The organism is Arthrobacter gyeryongensis, assembly GCF_039543785.1.
GTDB lineage: Bacteria > Actinomycetota > Actinomycetes > Actinomycetales > Micrococcaceae > Arthrobacter > Arthrobacter gyeryongensis.
In genome coordinates this window covers 142,661-165,322 of the sequence record NZ_BAABKK010000024.1, presented here as the reverse complement: position 1 = coordinate 165,322, position 22,662 = coordinate 142,661, and the positions used below count along the sequence as shown (strand labels likewise).

At 64.0% G+C, this 22,662-nt stretch carries 19 protein-coding genes; 7 read left to right on the top strand and 12 right to left on the bottom strand.

Annotation, left to right across the window (positions count from 1 at the left end; translation table 11 throughout):
• Window positions 1-25: 25 nt before the first annotated feature.
• Window positions 26-490, bottom strand: coding sequence for a GatB/YqeY domain-containing protein (locus ABEA18_RS16525; protein WP_345450832.1), 465 nt, complete (start codon window positions 488-490; stop codon window positions 26-28).
• A gap of 171 nt (window positions 491-661) precedes the next feature.
• Here ABEA18_RS16525 and ABEA18_RS16520 point away from each other — a divergent pair, with 171 nt between their 5' ends.
• Window positions 662-3,157 (top strand): ATP-dependent Clp protease ATP-binding subunit, encoded by a 2,496-nt coding sequence (locus ABEA18_RS16520; RefSeq protein ID WP_345450830.1) that lies wholly within the window; start codon window positions 662-664, stop codon window positions 3,155-3,157.
• A 53-nt stretch (window positions 3,158-3,210) separates the two neighbouring features.
• Here ABEA18_RS16520 and ABEA18_RS16515 read toward each other — a convergent pair whose 3' ends face one another.
• The 4 genes from ABEA18_RS16515 to ABEA18_RS16500 form a co-directional block, all read right to left on the bottom strand.
• Complete coding sequence (locus ABEA18_RS16515) at window positions 3,211-4,086, bottom strand: SDR family oxidoreductase (RefSeq protein ID WP_345450828.1); 876 nt, start codon at window positions 4,084-4,086, stop codon at window positions 3,211-3,213.
• On the bottom strand, window positions 4,087-4,539 hold the full coding sequence (locus ABEA18_RS16510) for an SRPBCC family protein (RefSeq protein ID WP_345451199.1): 453 nt from the start codon (window positions 4,537-4,539) through the stop codon (window positions 4,087-4,089). It abuts the gene before it with no gap.
• 154 nt (window positions 4,540-4,693) lie between these two features.
• A complete protein-coding gene (locus ABEA18_RS16505; protein ID WP_345450826.1) occupies window positions 4,694-6,811 on the bottom strand; it encodes an ABC transporter permease subunit in 2,118 nt (705 codons plus the stop codon).
• Between the two features lie 8 nt (window positions 6,812-6,819).
• A complete protein-coding gene (locus ABEA18_RS16500) occupies window positions 6,820-8,043 on the bottom strand; it encodes a sugar ABC transporter substrate-binding protein (protein WP_345450824.1) in 1,224 nt (407 codons plus the stop codon).
• Between the two features lie 416 nt (window positions 8,044-8,459).
• On the opposite strand from ABEA18_RS16500, the gene ABEA18_RS16495 reads away from it, so the two are divergent.
• On the top strand, window positions 8,460-8,822 hold the full coding sequence (locus ABEA18_RS16495; RefSeq protein ID WP_345450822.1) for an SPW repeat protein: 363 nt from the start codon (window positions 8,460-8,462) through the stop codon (window positions 8,820-8,822).
• 125 nt (window positions 8,823-8,947) lie between these two features.
• Here the strand turns inward: ABEA18_RS16495 and ABEA18_RS16490 are convergent, their stop codons facing one another.
• The 3 genes from ABEA18_RS16490 to ABEA18_RS16480 all read right to left on the bottom strand — a co-directional run bounded on the left by ABEA18_RS16490 (window position 8,948) and on the right by ABEA18_RS16480 (window position 13,002).
• Window positions 8,948-9,946 carry a zinc-dependent alcohol dehydrogenase family protein gene (locus ABEA18_RS16490; protein WP_345450820.1) on the bottom strand — a complete coding sequence of 333 codons (999 nt, stop codon included), beginning with the start codon at window positions 9,944-9,946 and terminating at the stop codon, window positions 8,948-8,950.
• A gap of 17 nt (window positions 9,947-9,963) precedes the next feature.
• A complete protein-coding gene (locus ABEA18_RS16485) occupies window positions 9,964-11,832 on the bottom strand; it encodes a glycoside hydrolase family 15 protein (RefSeq protein WP_345450818.1) in 1,869 nt (622 codons plus the stop codon).
• Window positions 11,833-11,946: 114 nt separating this feature from the next.
• Entirely contained in the window at window positions 11,947-13,002 is a 1,056-nt protein-coding gene (locus tag ABEA18_RS16480) for a zinc-dependent alcohol dehydrogenase family protein (protein WP_345450816.1), read from the bottom strand.
• 141 nt (window positions 13,003-13,143) lie between these two features.
• Here ABEA18_RS16480 and ABEA18_RS16475 point away from each other — a divergent pair, with 141 nt between their 5' ends.
• The 5 genes from ABEA18_RS16475 (at window position 13,144) to ABEA18_RS16455 (ending at window position 18,855) form a co-directional block, all read left to right on the top strand.
• Complete coding sequence (locus ABEA18_RS16475; protein WP_345450814.1) at window positions 13,144-14,154, top strand: LacI family DNA-binding transcriptional regulator; 1,011 nt, start codon at window positions 13,144-13,146, stop codon at window positions 14,152-14,154.
• Between the two features lie 121 nt (window positions 14,155-14,275).
• Entirely contained in the window at window positions 14,276-16,021 is a 1,746-nt protein-coding gene (gene araB / locus ABEA18_RS16470; protein ID WP_345450812.1) for a ribulokinase, read from the top strand.
• On the top strand, window positions 16,018-16,710 hold the full coding sequence (locus tag ABEA18_RS16465; protein WP_345450810.1) for an L-ribulose-5-phosphate 4-epimerase: 693 nt from the start codon (window positions 16,018-16,020) through the stop codon (window positions 16,708-16,710). The genes araB and ABEA18_RS16465 overlap by 4 nt, the downstream gene beginning before the upstream one ends.
• Before the next feature lie 50 nt (window positions 16,711-16,760).
• Window positions 16,761-18,281, top strand: coding sequence for an L-arabinose isomerase (gene araA / locus ABEA18_RS16460; RefSeq protein ID WP_345450808.1), 1,521 nt, complete (start codon window positions 16,761-16,763; stop codon window positions 18,279-18,281).
• Between the two features lie 187 nt (window positions 18,282-18,468).
• Entirely contained in the window at window positions 18,469-18,855 is a 387-nt protein-coding gene (locus ABEA18_RS16455) for a hypothetical protein (protein WP_345450806.1), read from the top strand.
• Window positions 18,856-18,864: 9 nt separating this feature from the next.
• Here the strand turns inward: ABEA18_RS16455 and ABEA18_RS16450 are convergent, their stop codons facing one another.
• From ABEA18_RS16450 to ABEA18_RS16435, 4 genes are all read right to left on the bottom strand, one after another.
• On the bottom strand, window positions 18,865-19,059 hold the full coding sequence (locus tag ABEA18_RS16450; protein ID WP_345450804.1) for a hypothetical protein: 195 nt from the start codon (window positions 19,057-19,059) through the stop codon (window positions 18,865-18,867).
• Window positions 19,060-19,181: 122 nt separating this feature from the next.
• Complete coding sequence (gene arfA, locus ABEA18_RS16445; protein WP_345450802.1) at window positions 19,182-20,693, bottom strand: arabinosylfuranosidase ArfA; 1,512 nt, start codon at window positions 20,691-20,693, stop codon at window positions 19,182-19,184.
• A 50-nt stretch (window positions 20,694-20,743) separates the two neighbouring features.
• Window positions 20,744-21,643, bottom strand: a complete 900-nt coding sequence (locus tag ABEA18_RS16440) for a carbohydrate ABC transporter permease (protein WP_345450800.1) — start codon at window positions 21,641-21,643, stop codon at window positions 20,744-20,746.
• Window positions 21,640-22,626, bottom strand: a complete 987-nt coding sequence (locus ABEA18_RS16435) for a carbohydrate ABC transporter permease (protein WP_345450798.1) — start codon at window positions 22,624-22,626, stop codon at window positions 21,640-21,642. Before ABEA18_RS16435 ends, ABEA18_RS16440 begins: the two co-directional genes overlap by 4 nt.
• Between the last annotated feature and the right edge of the window lie 36 nt (window positions 22,627-22,662).

Genomic DNA, 22,662 nt, shown 5'->3' with positions numbered 1-22,662 from the left:
TGCTCCTCCCTGCGTGCCGGTGAATCTATGCGAGTCGGGTCCGGACGATTTCGCTGACCGCCTTGCCGTCAAAGCGGCCGGCGACCTTTGCTGTGACGGGCTTCATCACAGCGCCCATCTGCCTGATCGTAAGCTCCTGGCCACTGGCCTTCAACGCGGCGATTGCCTCGTCGACGATGTCTTCGACTTCCGCGGGCGTCAACATTTTGGGCAGGTACGCCTCAATGACTTCCGCTTCGGCGATTTCCGCCGCAGCGCGCTCGGCCTCGCCGGCATCCGTGTAAATGCGGGCCGTGTCCCTGCGCTTGGCGGCTTCCTTTTGCAGCAGGGCCGTCACCTGCGTGTCGTCCAGCTCGATGGGTGTCTTGCCGGACTTTTCACGCGTCTCTATTTCGCCCAGGACGTTGCGCACCGTCGTGAGCGCGGTCTTGTTGCGGTCCTTCATGTGGACTACGACGTCGGCATGCAGGCGTTGCTTCAGGGTGCTCATGGTAATTCCCTCTACTTGGTGGTTGTTCTCATTCTTCACGGTCTGGAGGGTCTGTGGAGAAGAGGCGTGCGGCCGGCCGGCCCGGTATCTAAAATTCTGCCTCCGGTGATCCCCCACGAAGGCCCTCGGCGACGTAGCATCAAGGTAGGCGGCTGCCAGGAGTGTGGCGAAATGTTTGAGAGATTTACGGACCGTGCCCGTCGCGTTGTTGTGCTTGCCCAAGAAGAGGCACGCATGCTCAACCATAACTACATTGGTACCGAGCACATCCTCTTGGGTCTGATCCAGGAAGGTGAGGGGGTTGCCGCCAAGGCGCTCGAGTCGATGAGCATTTCGCTCGATGGCGTCCGCGAGCAGGTACAGGAGATCATCGGCCAGGGGCGGCAGGCCCCGTCCGGCCACATCCCGTTCACCCCGCGCGCCAAGAAGGTGCTTGAGCTCGCCCTCCGCGAAGCCCTGCAGCTTGGCCACAACTACATCGGCACCGAGCACATCCTGCTCGGCCTCATCCGCGAGGGTGAAGGCGTTGCCGCACAGGTCCTCGTCAAGCTTGGTGCCGACCTAGGCCGGGTCCGCCAGCAGGTCATCCACTTGCTCTCGGGCTATGAGGGAAAGGACCCCAGTGGAATGGTCGCCGGACCAAGCCAGGCCGAGGTTGCGCCCGCGGGTTCGGTGGTGTTGGACCAGTTCGGCCGCAACCTCACCCAGGCCGCGCGGGAAAACAAGCTTGATCCCGTGATCGGCCGCGAGCTGGAGATGGAACGCGTCATGCAGGTCCTCTCCCGCCGGACCAAGAACAACCCCGTGCTGATCGGTGAGCCCGGCGTCGGCAAGACTGCCGTCGTCGAGGGCCTCGCCCAGGCGATCGTCCGGGGCAACGTGCCGGAGAGCCTGAAGGACAAGCAGCTCTACACGCTCGATTTGGGCTCCGTGGTGGCCGGTTCCCGTTACCGTGGTGACTTCGAAGAGCGCCTGAAGAAGGTCCTGAAGGAAATCCGGACCCGCGGCGACATCATCCTCTTCATCGACGAGATCCACACGCTCGTGGGTGCCGGCGCCGCAGAAGGTGCCATCGATGCCGCGTCCATCCTCAAGCCCTTGCTGGCCCGCGGTGAACTCCAGACCATCGGGGCCACCACACTGGACGAGTACCGCAAGCACATTGAGAAGGACGCCGCCTTGGAGCGCCGCTTCCAGCCGATCCAGGTCCAGGAACCGTCGGTGGCCGACACCGTAGAGATCCTCAAGGGCCTGCGTGACCGCTACGAAGCGCACCACCGGGTAACCATCACCGACGGCGCACTGGCGGCCGCGGCGAGCCTCTCGGAGCGGTACGTTTCGGACCGCTTCCTGCCGGACAAGGCGATCGACCTGATCGACGAAGCGGGTGCACGGCTTCGCATCCGCCGCATGACCCGTCCGCCGGAGCTCAAAGCGATGGATGCACGCATCGCAGAGGTGAAGATGGAGAAGGAATCCGCCATCGACGCCCAGGACTTCGAAGGGGCCGCCTCGCTGCGCATAAAGGAGCAGAAACTTGTCGCCGAGCGCAGGGAAAGGGAGCTCAGATGGAAGGCCGGCGGCACAGACGGCAACTCCGAGGTCGACGAGGAGCTGATTGCCGAAGTTCTCGCGAATTCCACCGGCATCCCGGTCTTCAAACTCACCGAGGAAGAATCCAGCCGCCTGCTCAAGATGGAGGAGGAACTGCACAAGCGCGTTATCGGGCAGAATGAGGCGATTAATTCAGTGTCGCGTGCAATCCGTCGCACGCGCGCAGGCCTGAAGGACCCCAAGCGTCCGGGTGGTTCGTTCATCTTCGCCGGCCCCACCGGCGTCGGCAAGACCGAGCTCGCCAAGGCCCTGGCGGAATTCCTCTTTGCCGATGAGGATGCCCTCATCACGCTGGACATGTCCGAATACTCGGAAAAGCACACCGTGTCCCGCCTCTTCGGTGCCCCTCCGGGCTACGTCGGCTACGACGAGGGTGGCCAGTTGACGGAGAAGGTCCGCCGTCGTCCGTTCTCCGTGGTGCTGTTCGACGAAGTGGAGAAGGCCCACGCCGATCTCTTCAACTCGCTCCTGCAGATCATGGAAGACGGCCGCCTGACTGACTCCCATGGCCGGGTGGTGGACTTCAAGAACACGGTGATCATCATGACCACCAACCTGGGCACCCGCGACATCTCCAAGAGCGTGGCCACCGGCTTCCAGTCCGGCACGGACACCACCACCAGTTACAACCGGATGCGGGCCCGCGTCACCGAGGAGCTCAAGCAGCAATTCCGTCCCGAGTTCCTCAACCGCGTCGACGACGTCATTGTGTTCCCGCAACTCACCCAGGACGAGATCATCGAGATCGTCGACCTGATGATCCGTCGCTTGGAACAGCATCTGGCCGATAAGGACATGGGCATCGAACTCACGGACGCCGCCAAGGTCCTCCTGGCCACGCGCGGCTACAACCCGGCCATGGGTGCCCGGCCGCTGCGCCGCACTATCCAGCGCGAGATCGAGGACCAGCTCTCCGAGAAGATCCTCTTCGGCGAGCTGCACCCCGGTGACATCGTGGTGGTCGATGTGGACGGCGAAGGCGACGACGCCAAGTTCACCTTCGCCGGCAACGCCAAGCCCCGCATCCCCGACGCGCTGCCCGCCGTGAGCTAACCCGAGTCAACGCGGAGCAACAGTCGGCACGACCGCCCGCCGTCGGGCATTGCTTAGTCAAGCTTGTGCCCGAGGCTGGTGAGCAGGCGCGCGACGGCGTCCTCCGCGGTTGGCGGTGGGCCGAAGACCTCGCGTTGTCGTGACGTATCGGCGACGTAGCGGCCGGTCCCGAACCAGTCGATCATCGCCCCAAGGTCCTTCGCCATCGGATTGAGCGGGTTCATCGGGGTGAGGACGAGCTCAATCTTTCGGCCGAGGATTTGGCCAGAGATATCGGCGATGTCCTGCATGGTCACCGGCCGGTCCCAACCGATGTCAATGCGCTGTCCTTCGACGCCGCTCGCGTCTACTGCCGCCGCGAGATACCCGGCGAGGTCACTGGCGAGAACGTAGGTCAAGGGAACGCTCGGGGACCCGAACCACGTAAGCCGCCCCTCGCTGAAAGGGTCGCCGAATCGCGCGATCTGCTCAAGGAAAGCGCCCGGACGCAGCGCCACGAACGGGACCCCGAGTTCTTCCAATCGGTCCTCGGTCAGTTTCTTGTGCCAGAAGTGCGGCACCTCCGGGGTCTGGTCGCAAGTGAGGATGCTCGTGAGGACGAATCGGCGGACACCGACGCGGCTGGCGGCATCGACGAGGTTGGTGTTGCCCACTGTGTCAATGACGGGGCTGTCACCCTCCCGATGGTGGGTGTACCCCGCCGCTGAGGTGATGACGGCGTCCACGCCGTCCATTGCGCTCACGAGCGACTCCGGGTCCATCATGTCGCCACGGGCGATCGTGGCCCCTAGCTCCTCAAGGAGGCTCGCATCCGAACCAGGCCGCACCAAGGCGCGGACGTGCTTTCCCCCCGTGAGCAGCCCGGACACCACCTGGCTGCCCAGCATCCCCGTGCCGCCGACGACAAGCACCGGTCCACGGTCAGCCATCTACTCCTTCACCTCGCCGCGCCACTGTCCGGTTTCGTTTCCACGCGACTCTATGAACTCCTTGAACTTCTTCAAATCCGCCTTCACCTGCATCTCGTCAACTTTGAGCGCGGCCCCGGCCTTCTCCACGACGGTTTCGGGAGCCCATTCGAAATGGACCTTGACGTGCGTATGGTTGGCGTCCAGTGGCGAAAACCTGATGATGCCGGCGTGCGACTTGCCGTCAATACTGCGCCAGGCAATCCGGTCATCGGGTTCCTGGTCGACAATTTCCGTATCGAATTCCCGTTCCACACCCCCAACCCTGGTGACCCAATGGTTGGTCGTGGCGCTCAACTGGGATACGGATTCCACACCGGGCATGAATCGGGGAAACGACTCAAACTGGGTCCACTGGTTGTAAGCCGTATGGACGGGGACGGCCACGTCAATCGCTTCTTCAACCTTTTGCATCTTTCCTCCCTTGGACTTGCGTGAGCTGGCCTCAAGGATGGCCATGGGGCCGTCCTTCCGGGAAGCCAGCCTCTCTTGAACGTTAAGCCTGCCGATTGTCCAAGTCCAGACCGGCCAGGTAGCTGCCTCCGGGCCCGGCCATTCAACAAGCCGGCTACGTCCGGGAGCGCCCGCGGCGCGCGACGGCGTCGATCGTCACGGCCGCGACGAGAACCAGCGCCGTGACGACGTACTTGGCCGGTGCGCTGTATCCCTGCAGGCCCATGCCGTTATCGATCGTGGCGATCACCAGTCCGCCCAGGACCCCGTGCAGCACCTTGCCGCGGCCACCGAACAAACTGGTCCCGCCGATCACTGCGGCGGCCACGGCGTAAAGCACCAGCGTGCCGCCGTCGTACGACGTCGAGACGGAACGGAGCCGCGACGCGTAGACGATTCCGCCGATTCCTGCGGTGAAGGAAGCGAGGATGAAGGCCAGGGTGCGAATGCGGGCAAGGTTCACGCCTCCCCGCCGCGCGGCCTCGGCGTTGCCGCCAATGGCGTAGACGTAACGGCCAAACCGGGTTCGCCCAAGCAGCAGTGTCCATGCGGCGAGGACTCCGAGCACCACGAGAAGGACCCACGGAACGCCACTGATTTCGACCAGGGTTCCCCGGTCCGTATTGCAGAGCCAGACAATGGCCACACCCGCGGCGAGCACCGCTGCGATCTTGAGGGCGCTCACGCTGGCGGGCGGCGCGACGAGCCCGGTGTTGCGCCGCCGGGCGTCCCGCAGCCACGTCCACGCGCTGAACGCCCCGACGACGACGAGCATGAGGATCCAGCTGGTGACCGGGCTGAGGTTGCCGCTCGCGATGTTGTTGATGACGGTGTCGTTGATGGGTACCACGCCGCCGCTGCCGAGGATGATGAGCATCACGCCAAGCCAGCCGAGCTGGCCGCCAAGTGTGACGACGAACGACGGCAGCCCGAGCCGGGTGATGATCGTGCCATGAAGCAAGCCGATCCCCGCGCAGCCAAGCAGGCCGACGGCGATCGCCGCCCACCACGGCCAGCCGGTGGACTCCTGCACTAGTTCGGCCATGATGACTCCGCCTACACCACCGACGTACCCGATGGACAGGTCGATTTCGCCGAGCAGGAGCACGAAGACCTGGCCCATCGCCAGCAGCATGAAAACGGAGCCCTGGATGAGCAGGTTCACCATGTTCCCGGGAGTCAGGAAGTTCGGGTTCAGCGATTGGAACAGGATCGAGATCAGCAACAAGCCCGCGAGGACCGGCAGCACTCCGCTCTCGCCGCCCCGGACCCGCGCGAACGCCGAGCGGAAATATTCGGGGAGCGAGGTCGCGGTGATGTCCGGGTTCAAGGCCAATGCGGCCTTCCGCTTGGCGGCTGCCGTGGTCGGCTCGTCTTGGAGCACGGCTGCCGCCGACGGGAGCGGACCCGTGGCTGCGGTGAGCTGACGGTTCGACTGCGGTGGCGGCGCGAGTTCCGGCCTTGCCCGATCGGAGAACCCGGTGGTCATCAGGTCGACCACGATCTGACGGTCCATTTCCGTGACCGGCCGGATTGCCACGAGCTGCCCGAGCCTGAGCACAGCGATGCGGTCTGCGACCTCGAACACGTCGTTCATATTGTGCGAGACGACGATGACGGCAACGCCACGATCGGCGAGCTGGCGGATCAGGTGAAGGACGACCTCCGTCTGGGCGACGCCGAGGGCCGCGGTGGGCTCGTCCATGATGACGAGCTTCGAGTTCCACAGCACCGACTTCGCGATCGCCACCGACTGGCGTTGCCCTCCGGACAGCGACGCGACGGGTTGCCGGATCGACCGTACTGTTGTCACCGCCAGGCTCGCGAGCGTCTCCCGGGCCGCGATCTCCATGCTTTCCTCGTCGAGGAGGAAATGTCGCAGGCGTTCGCGGCCGAGGAACAGGTTCTGCACGATGTCGAGGTTGTCGCACAGTGCCAGGTCCTGGTACACGGTTTCGATGCCGAGCGACGCGGCTTCGTGCGGCGAGTTCAACCGCACGGGCTGGTTTTCCCAAAACAGCTGCCCGTCGTCGGGGGCGTGAATGCCGGCGATGCATTTGATCAATACGGATTTGCCCGCGCCGTTGTCGCCGGCAAGCGCAGTCACCTTGCCGATCGGCACCTCGAGGGTGATGTCGACCAGTGCCTGCACCGGCCCGAAGTTCTTGTCGATGCCCTCCAGTCGGAGCAGGGGCCTGACAGAGGCGGGGTCCGGGGCTGCCAACTCACTCATCGTTCGGACTACTGGATACCTGCCGCGGTGCACGCGTCCTTTACCTGCGAGATGCACAGCGAAGAACTCGTTACAGCACCGTCCTTGACCACCGTGTCCGCCATGTTCTTCGTGGTCACCCACAGCGGGGTCAGCAGGACCGATCCGACGTCGGACTTCGCGGTGTCGTCCGTCGTCTTGCCGTTGACGAGGGTTGACGGAACGGTAACGCCTGCCCGCAAGTAGAGCGCTGCTGCGGCGGCCGCCTGGGCTTCAAAGTAGATCGGCTTGTACACCGTTCCGCATTGGTAGCCCTTCAGGATGTTCTGCAGGCCGGACAGGGATGCATCCTGTCCAGTCGTCGGGAAGGTCTTGGCGGGAATTTGCTTGCTCTGCAGGTAGGCGATCACAGCATTCGCGTTGTCGTCGTTAGGCGTGACCACAGCGTTGATGTTCGGGTGTGCGGTGTATTGCTGGGCGAACGTCGTCTGTGCCACTGACGGCGTCCACGTACCCGCTGGCTCTCCTACGTTGACGTACTCGCCATTGTCGAAGTGCGGCTTGAGCACGCCGTTGTAGCCTTCGGCGAACAGCTTCGCGTTGTTGTCGGTCGGATCGCCATCCATGACCAGGATGTTCGGCTTGGTGACTTTCCAATCAGCGATGCACGTGATTTCGCCTTGGCCGATGAGCTGACCCACCTTGACGTTGTCGAAGCTCACGTAGGTGCGATCCTTTGCCCCGCCTTTGACGAGCCGGTCATAGTCGATCACTTTGACGCCGCGCGCGGTGGCGGCGGCCTCGATGGCCGCGCCCGAACCGGAGTCGAGAGCATCGACCAGCAGCACGGATGCCCCGGCCGTGATGTCAGCCTCGGCCTGCGTCTGCATCGTGCTAGCGCTGCCTTGGGCATTGTCGATCTTGAACTTGGAGGAGTCGAGTCCGGCGGTTTCGAATGCCTTCTTCAGATATGGCGCATCGAAAGTGACGTATCGCGCGGAGGTGGTGGTGTCCGGCAGCAGCACGCCCACCATGCCCTTGCCTTGCGAGGCAAGCGACGTGAGCTGTTTCATCGCCGAGAAATCGGCCGTGAACGCATCCGCAGATATCTGCGGTACCGCTCCTCCGGAACTCGCGGTGCTCGACGACGAGGAAGATGTACCCGTGCTCGAGCATGCGGCGAGTGCCGTGATAGCGAGGGTTGCAATGAAGGCGGTTCCGGCGCCTCGTGCCGGGACCTTCATGTTTAACATTTCTTTCCTTCTGTTGGTTGCGACTGCAGGCGACCGGGCGGGGTCGGGCCGGAACCTGGGCGTTGGCGGCGGACGCAAGTCCACGCCGGAGGCCACGGCGGTTCGCACCAACGGACGTCGCTGGGTCAGCTTCTGGCTGACTGCGACTTTACGACCAGCGACTCGATATCACGGGGTCCTCTCCGGACGGACGTGCTGGGCGACGCCGGGCGTGTCCGTCGATGTTGCTCTATGACTACGTTGTAGACCGGAAGTCCGCTCTTAGCAAGGCTTCGTGCGCGGCAGGAGGGTTCGACGACGGCCGTCCAATCCCGCAGACGTTCGTCGGGAAGTAGCTGCGCGCGGAATTTGTTACATCAGTACCGGAGTACTGCCCGGTACCCCGGGATGCAGTCCACATCACAGAGGTGGGTTCAATGAAGAAATGGACGCGATGGCAGGATTGGGTCACGGTTGTCGCCGGTCTCTATGCTGCTTTGTCGGTCATCTGGACCATGGCGGCCGGCTCGTCGGCTGCCCTGATGGTCGTGTTCGGCGCTTTGCTGATCGTTAGCGGTGTCATCAATCTGGCCATGCCCGGAACGCCGGTCATGGAGTGGGTGCAGGCAGCCTTCGGTGCCTTGCTGTTCCTTTCTCCGTGGCTAGGCTCTTACTCCATGCAAGCCGGGGTCGCCTGGACATCCTGGATCACTGGCCTGGTGGCGCTCGTCGTCACCGCAACGGCGATCAAGCCCAGCGCCGAGGAACACCGGCATCACATGGTCAGCCCTTCGCACTGACGTGTTGAGTGCTGACGCGTTGAAACGCTGAACAGCGGTAATACCGACCGGCGGGCCGTCATGGGACCCGCCGATCGCCGTCTCTTGCTCCGGTATGCCCGTCTGTGACACGGGACATGTGCAGTTCAGACCCTCAGGACGGCAGCGCCGGTGATGCGGTCCCCAGCCAGGTCCCGTAATGCCCGATCGGCTTCCGCTAATGGATACACCGTCGTGGTGGGAGCCAGCGGGATTTCCGCGGCCAAGGACCAGAACTCTTCGCCGTCTGCCCGGGTGTTGGCGGTGACGCTGCGGAGCTGCCGCTCATAGAAGAGATCGGCGGAATAGTTCAGGGGCGGAATGTCGCTCAGGTGGATGCCGGCAATGGCGAGGGTACCGCCCCGGTCCAATGCCTTGAGGGCGGCAGGGACGAGGTCCCCGACCGGGGCAAAAAGTATTGCCGAGTCGAGTGGGTCTGGCGGGGATTCGTACGCGTCGCCCACAAACACCGCACCCAGCTCCCGCGCCAGTTCGCGGGCCGACTCCGAGCGGGTCATCACGTAGACCTGAGCCCCTTGGTGGCGCGCCATCTGCGCCGTGAGATGGGCGGATCCTCCGAAACCATAGATGCCCAGCCGGCCACCTTCCGGAACAGCGGCCCGTTTGAGCGCACGGTACCCGATGATGCCGGAGCACAGCAGAGGGGCCGCCTGTTCGTCCGAAAACCGGGGCGGGATGGCATAGGCGAATTCCTCAGACACCGTGAGTTGTTCGGCATAGCCACCGTCTCTGTCCCAACCCGTGAAGACGGGGGAGAGGCAAAGGTTCTCGTCGCCGCGGCGGCAATAAGCGCAGCTCCCGCATGTTCCCCCCAGCCAGGCCACTCCGACCCTGTCACCGCGCCGGAACCTCACGCACCCTTCGCCCGTTTCGCTGACTATTCCTACCGCTTCGTGGCCGGGTACGACGTTCGGCATCCGCGGCGCAAGGTCACCCTCGGCGAGGTGAAGATCCGTGCGGCAGACTCCACAGGTTCGGACACTGACCAGGAGCTCATGCACTCCTGGTTGAGGATCGGGCCGTTCCCCCCAAACAAGCGGCCCGGATTCAATCGGAGCTGGTTCCCGGACCCACCAAGCACGCATCGGCTTCAGCCTCGCCGCTAGCTCTGATTCCGCGTGGTGGTGCCAGCCTTTGCGGCCCGCCGCTCCGCTTTCAGCAGGCGCAGGCCGCTGGCCAGCACGCCCACATGGCTGAACGCCTGCGGGAAGTTGCCGAGGAACTCTCCGGTGTCCGGGTGGATCTGCTCGGGTAGCAGGCCCAGTGAATTCGCACGGCTGCAGAGGGACTCGTAGAGTTCATGGGCTTCATCCACGCGCCCTTGTCCGGCCAAGTTATCCACCAGCCAGAAGCTGCAGAGGAGGAACGCCCCTTCGCTTCCGGGCAGACCGTCGGGAGAAACCGATGGCAGGTAGCGGAACAAAAGTCCGTTGCCGGCGTCGAGCTCCGCCGCGATCGCTTTGGTCGTGGAAACCATCCGGGGATCGTCGAAATCAATGACGTTGCGGACGGGAAGGGTCAGGAGGGACGCGTCGAGGCCGCCGTTGCCACCTAGGTTCTCGGTAAAGGTGCGCCGCCTGGGATCCCATGATTGCGTCAGGGCAGCCTGCCGGATTTGACGGGCGGTGGCCTCCCATCGGCGTTTGGGATAGGGAAGCCCGTCCCTGCGCGCGATCTGGATGGCGCGGTCGATCGCGACATAACACAGCGCCGCCGAGTAGGTGAAGGGCCTGCTCTTGTCCCGGATTTCCCAAGGCCCAGAGTCCGGAAGCCGCCAGCTCCTGATGGCCATTTCCACAATGGGGACCAATGCGGCCCAGAGCCGCTCATCGACCCGCTTGCCGCTGCCCGACCACTGATACGCGATGTCGACGATTTCACCGTACACATCGTGCTGGAGTTGGTGGCGGGCGCCGTTTCCCCACCGGACCGGGGCCGAGCCGCGGTATCCACGCAAGTGCGGGTCCTGTACCTCATCGGGCGGCTGGGAGCCGTCGAGGGCGTACATGACGTGCGGGACGCCGTCCCGCTCGACGTTGGTCAGGACCCAGGCGAGGAATACGTCCGCATCACTGGGGTCGCCGATGCGCCTGAACACGTAGTTGGAGAACGAGGCGTCGCGCACCCATGTGTACCGGTAATCCCAGTTCCGCGACGTCCCTGGCCACTCCGGCAGCGACGAGGTGGCGGCGGCCAAGATGGCCCCCGTCTCCGCGTGGTCCAGCATCTTCAGGGTCAGGGCCGAACGCTTCATCAACTCCGCTTGGGAGCCTTCGCAATCCAGGTTCGATGCCCACCGGCGCCAGGCATACACGGTCTGGTCAATGAGCTTCTTGCTCTCGGGATGCTGACGGAGCCGGAACCGCCCGGACCAGTGCAGGACCATGGTCAGCGTTTCTCCCGCGCGAAGCGTCAATTCGGCGGACAGGCCGCGGCCGTCAGGCACGAGTTCAACGGAAGACCATAGGTAGACCTCCTGGACTCCGTCTTGCAGCCAATCAAACCTCCAGCCGGTGGCCAAGGCGTCAAAGGTGATGCCGGCCTTCGGTATCAGGCGGATCCGCAGCGGGACGTCGCCGCCCACGGCCCTCGCATGCCGCAGGAGTTCGGAGCGGCCGGCCGGTACCGGTTCCGACAACTCGGCGCCGGCACGCAGCGTGAGTCCGTCCGTCACTTGCAGCACGCCACGATCGGATACGAGGGACGTGACCAGCACGCAGGAGTCCTCGGTGTAGCGCTGGGAGGATGCCACGGTGTGGACAGGGGCTATTTCAAAACGGCCGCCTGACTCCACATCCAGGATCCCGGCCAGGAACGGGGGACTGTCGAACTCCGGCAGGCAAAGCCAGGTAATCGCGCCGTCCCGCCCCACCAAAGCGCAGGTGGACCCGTCACCGATGAGTCCGTGATCCTCGATGGGCAAATACCCATCGTGACTAACCACCGGGCGCGCATCGGCACCAGTGATCATTTTGTCCACTCCTTTGGGTTCAGGCCAGCCTTCCTATATGGATTCTCTCGCCGTTCCCGCGCGTACGCCACAGTCCGCCTATCCCATAAGGACCTGCGGGTTAATTCCTTGCCCTCAGGGAGTGAGCAGGACCTTGATGGAGCGCCGTTCATCCATGGCGCGGTAGGCCTCGGGGGCTTCCTCGAGGGTCAGCACGGTGTCGAAGACCCGGCCCGGATTGATCTTTCCCTCGAGCACGTCGGCGAGCAGTTCCGGAATGTAGGTGCGGGCCGGAGCCATGCCGCCGGCAATCGAAATGTTCGTGTCGAACAAGTAGCGCAGCGGGGCTTCGGCTCCGCCCGTCGGGACGCCGACAAAACCGAGCGCGCCGCCCGGCCGGACGCTGTGCAGTGCCTGTTCCATGGATTCCTTGGTCCCGACGCATTCCAGGACGGAGTCGGCCAAAACGCCTCCGAGCAACTCACGGACCTTGGCCACTCCGTCGTCGCCACGCTCGGCGACGATGTCCGTGGCCCCGAACTCGAGGGCAATCGCCTGACGGTCGGCGTGCCGGGACATCGCGATGATCCGCTCGGCTCCAAGCCGCTTCGCTGCGAGCACGCCGCAGAGCCCTACCGCGCCGTCGCCGACGACGACGACCGTCCTGCCAGGGCCGACCTTCGCCGCGAGAGCGGCGTGGTGGCCGGTCGCCATCACGTCGGAAAGCGTCAGCAAGCTCGCGCGGAGGGCGTCGTCGGGTTCCGTGACGCCGGGAACCTTGACGAGGGTCGACTCGGCGAGGGGTACGCGCACGGCCTGGCCCTGCCCGCCGTCGATCGCGTGCCCGCTGTCATCTTTGCCTCCCCAACCTGCCAAGTGATCGCAGGCCACGGTGACGCCGTTCAAGCATTGCGGGCAGGCGCCGCAGCTGACCAGGAAGGGAGCGATGACGAAGTCGCCAACCGCCAAGGCCGTGATGTCGTCACCGATGCTTTCCACCGTGCCGATGAATTCGTGTCCAATGGCCGAAGGCTGGTGGGTGGGCTTGACGCCGCGGTACGGCCACAGATCCGATCCGCAGACACAGGAGGCGGTGACTTTGACAACGACGTCGGTGGGCAGCTGGACCGTGGGGTAGTTACGGTCTTCAACACGGATGTCGCCGGGACCGTGGATGATGGTGGCGCGCATGGGGCTCCTCAAATGGTGGTTGGTGGGCTTGAATCGAGTCTATCCCCGCCGCGCCTATGGTCCTGTACTGGCCGGTAGCTCAGCCCGGACTCGCAACGGCCACGTTCGCCGCTTGGCCACCAAGTCGCGCAGAATAGCTCCATGACAAAAAGCAGCGGGCGCTTGCCACGGCTTGAGGACGTGGCGGAACGGGCGGGAGTCTCGCACCAGACCGTGTCCCGGGTGATCAACGACCACCCCAACGTCAGCAAGGGCACTCGTGAGCGTGTCGAGGCGGCCATCACTGAACTGGGTTACCGCCGCAACACTGCTGCGCGGAGCCTCGTGACCCGCCGTTCCCAGACCATCGGCGTCCTGGCGAGCGAGTTGGCGCAGTACGGCCCGGCGAACACCCTGCTGGGCGTCGAGCAGGCAGCGAGGGATGCCGGCTATTTCGTCAGCATCGCAGCCTTGAGGACGGTCAATCGCGAGGCGATTCTTGATGCAGTCCGGCATTTCCTGGACCAGTCCGTGGATGGGATCGTCGTCATCGTGCCGCATTCGGAGACCCTGCTGGCGTTGGCTGAAGTGAACGCCGGGGTTCCCGTGGTGGCCGTGGGATCGCTGGGCGACGCCTCCGTCAGCGGAGCCATGGTGGACCAGAAGCACGGCGCGGAACTGGCCGTCAGGCATCTGCTTGATCAAGGACATCGACGGATCGGACACGTGGCCGGCCCGCAGGACTGGATCGACGGAGTGGCCAGGGCCGAAGGGTGGAGCGCAGCGTTGCGGGCCGCGGGCCTTGAGGATGATCTGCTGGTAGTGGGGGACTGGAGTGCCGGCAGCGGCTACGACATCGGCAGGAAACTCGCGGCTGAAAGGACCGCCACGGCGCTTTTTGTGGGAAATGACCAGATGGCCCTGGGCCTGTTGCGGGCCTTCAGCGAGGCGGGCGTCCGCGTGCCCGGGGACGTTTCGGTGGTGGGATTCGATGACCAACCCGAATCCGGCTACTTCACGCCGCCGCTGACCACGGTGCGCCAGGACTTCGAAGAACTCGGGCGGCGCTGCATGGACCTCATGCTGGACGGCATCGAGGACGGGCAAAGCGTCGGCACCACCGTGGTGGAGCCTGAGTTGGTAGTGCGCCGAAGCACTTCCGCCCCCGTCTGACTGCTTCTTTTCACTTGGGCCGGCCGGCCGGTCGTTGATCACCACATCTTGACGTGTGATTTGTTAGCGTTCACAATTGGACGAGTCCGCAAGGCTGCGGGCAGGCTATTGGAGGATTTTCATGGGCGTCACAGCGGACGGCAAGGAACATTACGTCATCGGCGTGGACTACGGCACGCTTTCCGGCAGGGCGGTCGTGGTGCGGGTCAGGGACGGCAAGGAACTGGGAAGCGGCGTGTTCGACTACCCGCACGCGGTCATCACCGAGGCTTTGCCTGGCGATCTGGCGGATGGACCTGATGGACCTGATGGCACAGCGGTCGGGCTTCCGTGGGAATGGGCGCTTCAGGTGCCGGAGGACTACCGGGAGGTGTTGCGTCATGCGGTTCCCGCCGCGGTGCACGACGCCGGGATCGATCCGGCCGCCGTCGTTGGGATCGCCACCGACTTCACGGCGTGCACCATGGTGCCGGTGAAGGCCGACGGCACTCCGCTCAGCGAACTCCCCGGATTCGCCAACCGGCCGCACGCGTACGTGAAGTTGTGGCGCCACCACGCGGCCCAGGGGCAGGCCGACCGCATCAACGCCCTGGCCGCCGAGCGGGGTGAGGCCTGGCTGCCACGGTACGGCGGGCTGATTTCTTCTGAATGGGAGTTCGCCAAGGGCCTCCAGCTCCTTGAGGAGGATCCGGACGCATACGCGGAGACGGACCATTGGGTCGAGGCCGCGGACTGGATTGTCTGGCAGCTGTGCGGGAACTATGTGCGGAATGCCTGCACCGCCGGGTACAAAGGCATCTACCAGGACGGCAAATACCCGTCTGAAGCCTTCCTCGCGGCGTTGAACCCTGGCTTCAAAGAATTCGTGTCCGCCAAGCTCGAACGCAAGGTTGGCCGGCTGGGGGATGCGGCCGGTTACCTGACGGCCGAAGCCGCCGGGTGGACCGGCCTGCGTGAGGGCATCGCCGTCGCGGTCGGGAATGTGGATGCACACGTCACCGCGCCGGCGGCCCGGGCCGTGGAGCCCGGGCAGCTCGTCGCGATCATGGGTACCTCCACCTGCCACGTCATGAACGGCTCCGAGCTGCACGAAGTGCCGGGCATGTGCGGAGTGGTCGACGGCGGGATCGTGGAGGGGCTCTGGGGCTACGAAGCCGGCCAGTCCGGGGTGGGCGACATCTTCGGGTGGTTCACCAAGTACGGCGTGCCGCCCGAATATCACGCAGCCGCCGAAGCAGCGGGACTGGGCATCCACGAATACCTCACCGAACTCGCCTCCCGTCAAGGGATCGGCGAACACGGGCTCATCGCGCTGGACTGGCACTCGGGCAACCGCTCCGTCCTGGTGGACCACGAGCTGTCAGGCGTGGTCGTCGGCCAGACGCTGGCAACCCGCCCGGAGGACATCTACCGGGCGCTCCTGGAGGCCACGGCCTTCGGCACCCGCACCATCGTGGACGCCTTCCGCGACTCGGGAGTGCCCGTGAAGGAATTCATCGTCGCCGGAGGGCTCCTCAAGAACAAGCTCCTGATGCAGATCTACGCCGACATCACCGGACTGCGGCTCTCCACCATCGGCTCCGCCCAAGGCCCTGCGCTGGGTTCGGCCATCCACGCCGCCGTCGCTGCTGGCAAGTATGCCGACATCCGGGCGGCCGCGGCCGCCATGGGATCCGAACCAGGCGCCGTCTACACGCCGATCCCGGAAAACGTCGCCGCCTACGAGGAACTCTTCAAGGAGTACCGGACCCTGCACGATTACTTCGGCCGCGGAGCGAACGAGGTCATGCACCGGCTCAAGAAGATCCAACGCTCGGCACACCAAACCGCGCAAATGGATGCCGTTCTGAAAGGAAGCAACGCATGAGCGCCCTGCTGGACACGATCGCCAAGATCCGCCGCGAGGTCTGCGCGCTGCACGCCGAACTGACACGTTACGAACTGGTGGTCTGGACAGCGGGCAACGTCTCGGCCCGCGTCCCCGGCCATGACCTGATGATCATCAAACCGTCGGGGGTCTCCTACGATGGGCTGACCCCCGAACTCATGGTGGTCACCGATCTCCATGGGGTGCCTGTGGCCGGCGATGGTGACGGGGAGTGGAGCAACCCGGACCTTTCGCCGTCGTCGGACACCGCTGCGCACGCTTACGTCTACCGGAACATGCCCGACGTCGGGGGCGTGGTGCATACCCACTCCACCTACGCGACGGCGTGGGCCGCGCGCGGTGAGCCGATCCCGTGCGTGCTGACCATGATGGGGGACGAATTCGGCGGCACTATCCCGGTGGGCCCGTTTGCGTTGATCGGGGACGATTCGATCGGCCGCGGCATCGTGGAAACACTCAGGGCCTCCCACTCGCCGGCGGTCCTGATGCAGAACCACGGCCCGTTCACCATCGGCAAGGACGCCCGCTCCGCCGTGAAGGCCGCCGTGATGTGCGAAGAAGTGGCGCGCACGGTCCACATTTCCCGGCAGCTCGGTGAACCGCTGCCCATCGACGCCGGCCAGATCGAGTCCCTCTACAGCCGCTACCAGAACGTCTACGGCCGCTGACGCGGCTGCCGCTGGACCTTCCAACCCACGAACTTTTCAAGGAGAAACCCATGCCCACCGCCCACAACACGTCCCTCGAGCACTACGAAGTCTGGTTCCTCACCGGCAGCCAGCACCTCTACGGCGAGGCCGTCCTCAAGCAAGTCGCTGCCCAGTCCCGGGAAATCACCGCCGCCCTGAACGCGTCCTCCGATGTTCCCGTCAAGCTGGTCTGGAAGCCCGTGCTGACGGATGCGGACGCGATCCGCCGCACGGCCCTGGAAGCCAACTCGGACGACGCCGTGATCGGCGTGACGGCCTGGATGCACACCTTCAGCCCGGCCAAGATGTGGATCCAGGGACTGGACCTGCTCCGCAAGCCCCTCCTGCACCTGCACACCCAGGCGAACGTGGCCCTGCCGTGGGCGGACATCGACTTCGACTTCATGAACCTGAACCAGGCAGCCCACGGAGACCGCGAGTTCGGCTACATCCAGTCCCGCCTCGGCGTGCCGCGGAAGACCGTCGTCGGGCACGTCTCCAACCCCGAGGTCACGCGCCAGGTGGGTGCCTGGCAACGCGCCTCCGCCGGCTGGGCCGCCGTCAGGTCCCTGAAGCTGACGCGTTTCGGTGACAATATGCGCAACGTCGCCGTCACGGAAGGGGACAAGACCGAAGCCGAGCTGCGCTTCGGCGTCTCGGTCAACACCTGGTCCGTCAACGAACTCGCCGCTGCCGTACACGCTGCGCCGGAGTCCGACGTCGACGCCCTTGTCGCGGAGTACGAGCGCCTCTACGATGTCGCGCCGGAACTGCGTGCCGGCGGTGCGCGGCACGATTCGCTGCGCTACGGCGCCCGGATCGAACTGGGTCTGCGGTCCTTCCTGGAGGCGAACGGCTCGGTCGCGTTCACGACGTCGTTCGAGGACCTGGGCGCGCTGCGCCAGCTTCCCGGGATGGCCGTGCAGCGGCTCATGGCCGACGGCTACGGCTTCGGTGCCGAGGGCGACTGGAAGACCGCGATCCTGGTCCGGGCAGCGAAGGTCATGGGCGCCGGACTGCCTGGCGGCGCCTCGCTCATGGAGGACTACACCTACCATTTGACGCCCGGTCAGGAGAAGATCCTCGGCGCGCACATGCTCGAGGTCTGCCCCTCCCTGACCGCGACCACGCCGCGCGTGGAAATCCACCCGCTGGGCATCGGCGGCAAGGAAGACCCCGTCCGGATGGTCTTCGACACCGATGCCGGCCCGGGCGTCGTCGTCGCGCTCTCGGACATGCGCGACCGGTTCCGCCTCGTGGCGAACGCCGTCGACGTCGTCGACCTCGACGAACCGCTGCCCAACCTCCCGGTCGCCCGGGCACTGTGGGAGCCGAAGCCGGACTTCGCGACCTCCGCCGCCGCGTGGCTCACCGCAGGCGCCGCGCACCACACCGTGCTCTCCACACAGGTGGGCATGGACGTGTTCGAAGACTTCGCCGAAATTGCCCGGACCGAACTGCTCACCATTGACGACGGCACCACCATCCGGCAGTTCAAGAAGGAACTCGCCTGGAACGCCGCCTACTACAAACTCGCGGGCGGGCTGTGAACGGAAAAGCTTACCGGCTTGTCTGTGGGGATCATCGCCGGGCCTTCACGCGTGAGTACCTAGTTGACAAGGGCAACTGACGCCCTTAAGTTTCTGTGTATTCAGGTAGGTTCCTTGTTTTGGATCACATTGTTAGCTGTAGCTATGGAAACGCAGCCGGTGAGCTGCCAAGGCGCAGGGGGCAACGATGACGAAAGTACCGCTGGATAATTTCCTCAATGAGTGCGTCTCCCGGAATTCCGGAGAGGGCGGCCTCAGCTTCGAAGAACTGTATGGTCTGTACGTCAGCTGGTGCGGACTTAAGGCTTCGGAACCCGTGAGAGCCAGGACGTTCAGGGCCAGCCTTCGGGCGGCCGGCATCGCTCCCGGACACCGCGGAGAACTATGCGAGGATCTGGTGATGATAGGCCCGGCGGCGTGCGACTACATTGTCCACAGCGTGCTCCCGCTCGCTGCGTTGGACGCGCGATTGGGCCGCTGGCCTCGGCTCAAGTCTTGGCCCGCGGAACGTCTGAAGCTACCAGTCACCAGGCGGGCACCCGGCGAAGACCGCGACTCGGCTCCGGCTGCCTAAGCGGGTATTTTATTCGTGGAACTTCTCCCGGGCCTTGCGCTGTTGCCGCTCAAGCTTGGCTTCCGCCTCGGTCCGCCGCTGACCGATGATGCGCATCTGGTGGGTGGTCGGGTGTTCGTATTCCTCCACGAAAGCGCCCTTTTCCCTGGGAAGGCTTTGGCGGGCAGCCGGGGACACGAGCTTTTGGTCGTCGTTTTCGCTCATGTCAAAATCGTCCCACCGGGCGGCTGTCTCCAAAAGAGGTTCAATCCGCGGTGCTGCAAAATAGGCGCGACATCCCGGTTTTCGGACCGGGATGTCGCGTGGCACTGACTGATCCAGCGAAGTCAGCCGAGGTTCAGCGCCGTCCAGGAGACGGGAGGCAGGGTGATTTCGACGACGCCGTTGCGCACGGCGGCGCTCTTGTTCGGCTGCAAGCCCACGCGGTCCCGATCCTCGAGTGTGTTCTTGGCGTAGACGTCCGCGTCCGAAAGCGTCTGGGCACCCAGGACGATTGCGCCGTCAAGCGCCGTCAAGTCGATGGTGACTGTTGCTTCGTCAGTCCGTGATCGGTTGACCAGGAAGACCGACGTCGCAGCTGCGTCCGCGTCGTGGGTCGCGACGGCGTCGATGAGCGGGACGGTGCCGTAGGCCTCCGTGCTGTATGTGTCCGCTTCCAGCCTCACATCCAGGGCGACTCCCTTGGCCAGATTGGATGTCAATGCGAACGGGAAGAAGGTGGTCTGCTTCCACGCCGGCCCCCCGGGTTCGGTCATGATGGGAGCGATCACGTTGACCAGCTGCGCGAGGGAGGCGGAGGTGACACGGTCGGCGTGCTTGAGCAATGAGATCAGCAGGTTGCCGAAGACGACGGCGTCGGCCACGGAATACGCGTCCTCGAGCAGCCGTGGCGCCTTGGGCCAGTTGTCCAGCCCTGCGATTTTGTCGACCTTATGGAACCGCTCGAGGTACCACACATTCCATTCGTCGAAGGAAATGTTGATGGTCTTCGTGCTCCCGTTGACCGCCTTGACGTGGTCCGCTGTTGCCACAACGGATTCAATGAAGTGGTCCATGTCGGTAGCGGAAGCAAGGAACGAGTCCAGGTCACCGTTCTTTTCCTCGTAGTAGGCGTGGCACGAGATGTAGTCGACGTCCTCGTAGGAGTGGGTGAGTACTACGCGCTCCCATTCTCCGAAGGTGGGCATATGGGCGCTGGATGAGCCACAGACCACGAGTTCAACTGAAGGATCCAGCTGGCGCATTGCCTTCGCGGTCTGCGATGCGATTTTGCCGTAGTCGTCAGCGGAGCGATGGCCCAACTGCCACGGGCCGTCCATTTCATTGCCGAGGCACCACATTTTGACGCCGAAAGGCTCCGCCCGGCCATGAGCGGCGCGGCGGTCCGACAGCTCCGTCCCGGAGCGGATGTTGGAGTACTCCAACAGGTCCAAAGCTTCCAGCGTGCCCCGGGTGCCGAGGTTGACGGCCAGCATGAGTTCGCTGCCCACCTTCTCCAGCCATGTGCTGAACTCGTGCATGCCGATCTCGTTGGTTTCGGTGGAGTGCCAAGCGAGGTCAAGGCGGCGGGGGCGGTGTTCCTTGGGTCCAACACTGTCCTCCCAGCGGAACCCGGAGACGAAGTTGCCGCCCGGGTAGCGGATGGTGGAGACACCGAGTTCCTTGACGAGCTCAATCACGTCAGTGCGGAAACCGTCTGCGTCGGCGTTGGGGTGAGCGGGTTCGTAGATGCCGTCGTAGACACAGCGTCCAAGGTGTTCAACAAACGAACCGAAGAGACGGGGATTGACAGTACCCACTGCGAATTGTGGGTCGATCGTAAGGCGTGCGGAAACCATTGTCTGCTTTCAGTGAGAGGTAGCGGAAAGAGAAGGGGTGCTTTGAATGCCTATTTGAGGCTGCCGAGAGACAGGCCGCCCTGCCAGTACTTATGCAGGGTGAGGAATGCCACCACGAGGGGAATGATGGAAATGAACGAACCGACCACAATCAGGCTCCAGAGCGAGTGGCCACCCCCGTTGTTGGACGAAGCCAGCTGCTCCCAGAGGCCTATGCCCACCGTGAGTGGATAGAGCCTCTCCGTGGACAACATGGCCAAGGGCAGGAAGTAGTTGTTCCAGGTCCCGACGACCGAAAGCAGCAGGACAGTCACGAGCGCCGGCCGAAGCAAGGGCAGGGAGACTTGGAAAAAGGTGCGCAGTTCACCGGCTCCGTCCACCCTGGCCGCGTCGAGCAACTCATCGGGCACGGCTTCTGCGGTGTAAACCCGCATCAGGTAGACGCCGAAGGGGCTTAGCAGGGACGGCAGGATGACCGCCCACACGGTATCTGTGAGCTTGAGGTTGGACATCAGGATGAATGTCGGGATGACCAGCGCCGTCATGGGGACCATCACGGCGCCGAGCAGCAACGCGAACGTAAGGTTCCGGCCCCGGAACTTGTACTTGGCGAAGCCGTAACCGGCCAGGACCGAGATTGCCGTCGCTCCCAAGCCGCCGCTGACAGCGTAGAGCAGCGAATTACCGAGCCACCGCACATACTCCCCGCCGTTGTAGGCGAAAAGCTCCTGGATGTTTGCGATCAGGTTGAAATTCTTGTCGAACCACATAGCGCCGGAAGAGCCGGCAAAAAGCCCTTGTGCATCCTTCGTGCTGGCAACGAACAGCCACCAAATGGGAGCCAGGAAATACAGGACCAGGACGCCCAGAAAGACATGAGCCACAACGTTGCGGCGACGGGGCCGCGACAACCGGGTTGTAGCCGGGAGATGTGTTGTTAGTGCGCTCATGAGAGATTGCTCCCTTTCTTGCGGGTCGCGAACATGAAGATATACACCGCGATGAAGACGACGATGCCAAGGGAGAAGGAGATGGCCGAGGCGTAGTTGAACTGGGCATATCCGAAGGCCAAGTTGAACGCGTAGATGTTCGGGGTGAAATCCGGGGTGATGCTGCCGTTCGCTACCGGCCCTAGGATTTGCGGCTCGGAGAAGAACTGCAGCGTCCCGATCAGCGCAAAGATAAGAATGAGCACCAGCGCCGAAGAAACGAGGGGTATTTTGATGCGAAAAGCAACTTGCCTTTCGGAGGCGCCATCAATCTTGGCGGCCTCGTAGAGCGTCGGATCAATTCCCTGCAATGCCGCGTAAATGATGATCATGTAATAGCCGGCCCATTGCCACGTCACAACGTTGAGCAGGCCATAGAAGACGTTGTCCTGGCTGAGCAGGAAAGGCGCCGGCGCGTGGAACAAGGAGAAAAGCTGCTCAAGCGGGCCGAATGTCGGACTGTAGAGAAACCCCCACATCAGGGCGCCGATGACCGCGGGCACTGCGTACGGCAGGAAGATCATCAGCCGGGAGAACCTGGCGAGCCGGGTGGTGAGGTGGTCGAGCACGAGCGCGGCCGCGAGGGAGACTGCCATTTGGACCGGGATAAGGACCAAGGAGAAGCGGACCACGAACCAGACGCCCTTGAGGAACTGTGGATCCGAGAAAGCGTGGAGATAGTTCTCCAAACCGCTGAACCGCGTACCTGTCGCCAGGCCCTTGGTGAACAGGCTGAGGTAGAGTGCGTAAGCAAGCGGAGCCAGAAGGAACGCCACGAAAACCACGCCGAACGGTGCGATGAAGAGCCACCCGGTCCGGGCGCGCCGTGCATTCATCTTGTCGCTGCGGGTGCGGGTTCTGCGTTCGGGCGGGGGCGGGGGATTCACCGTGTCCGGTCTGGAAGTATGCGGCAACGACGTCACCGTTGACCCGTGAACTGCCATAAGTTGTCCTGCAACTTTCTATCGATCGATTCCGTC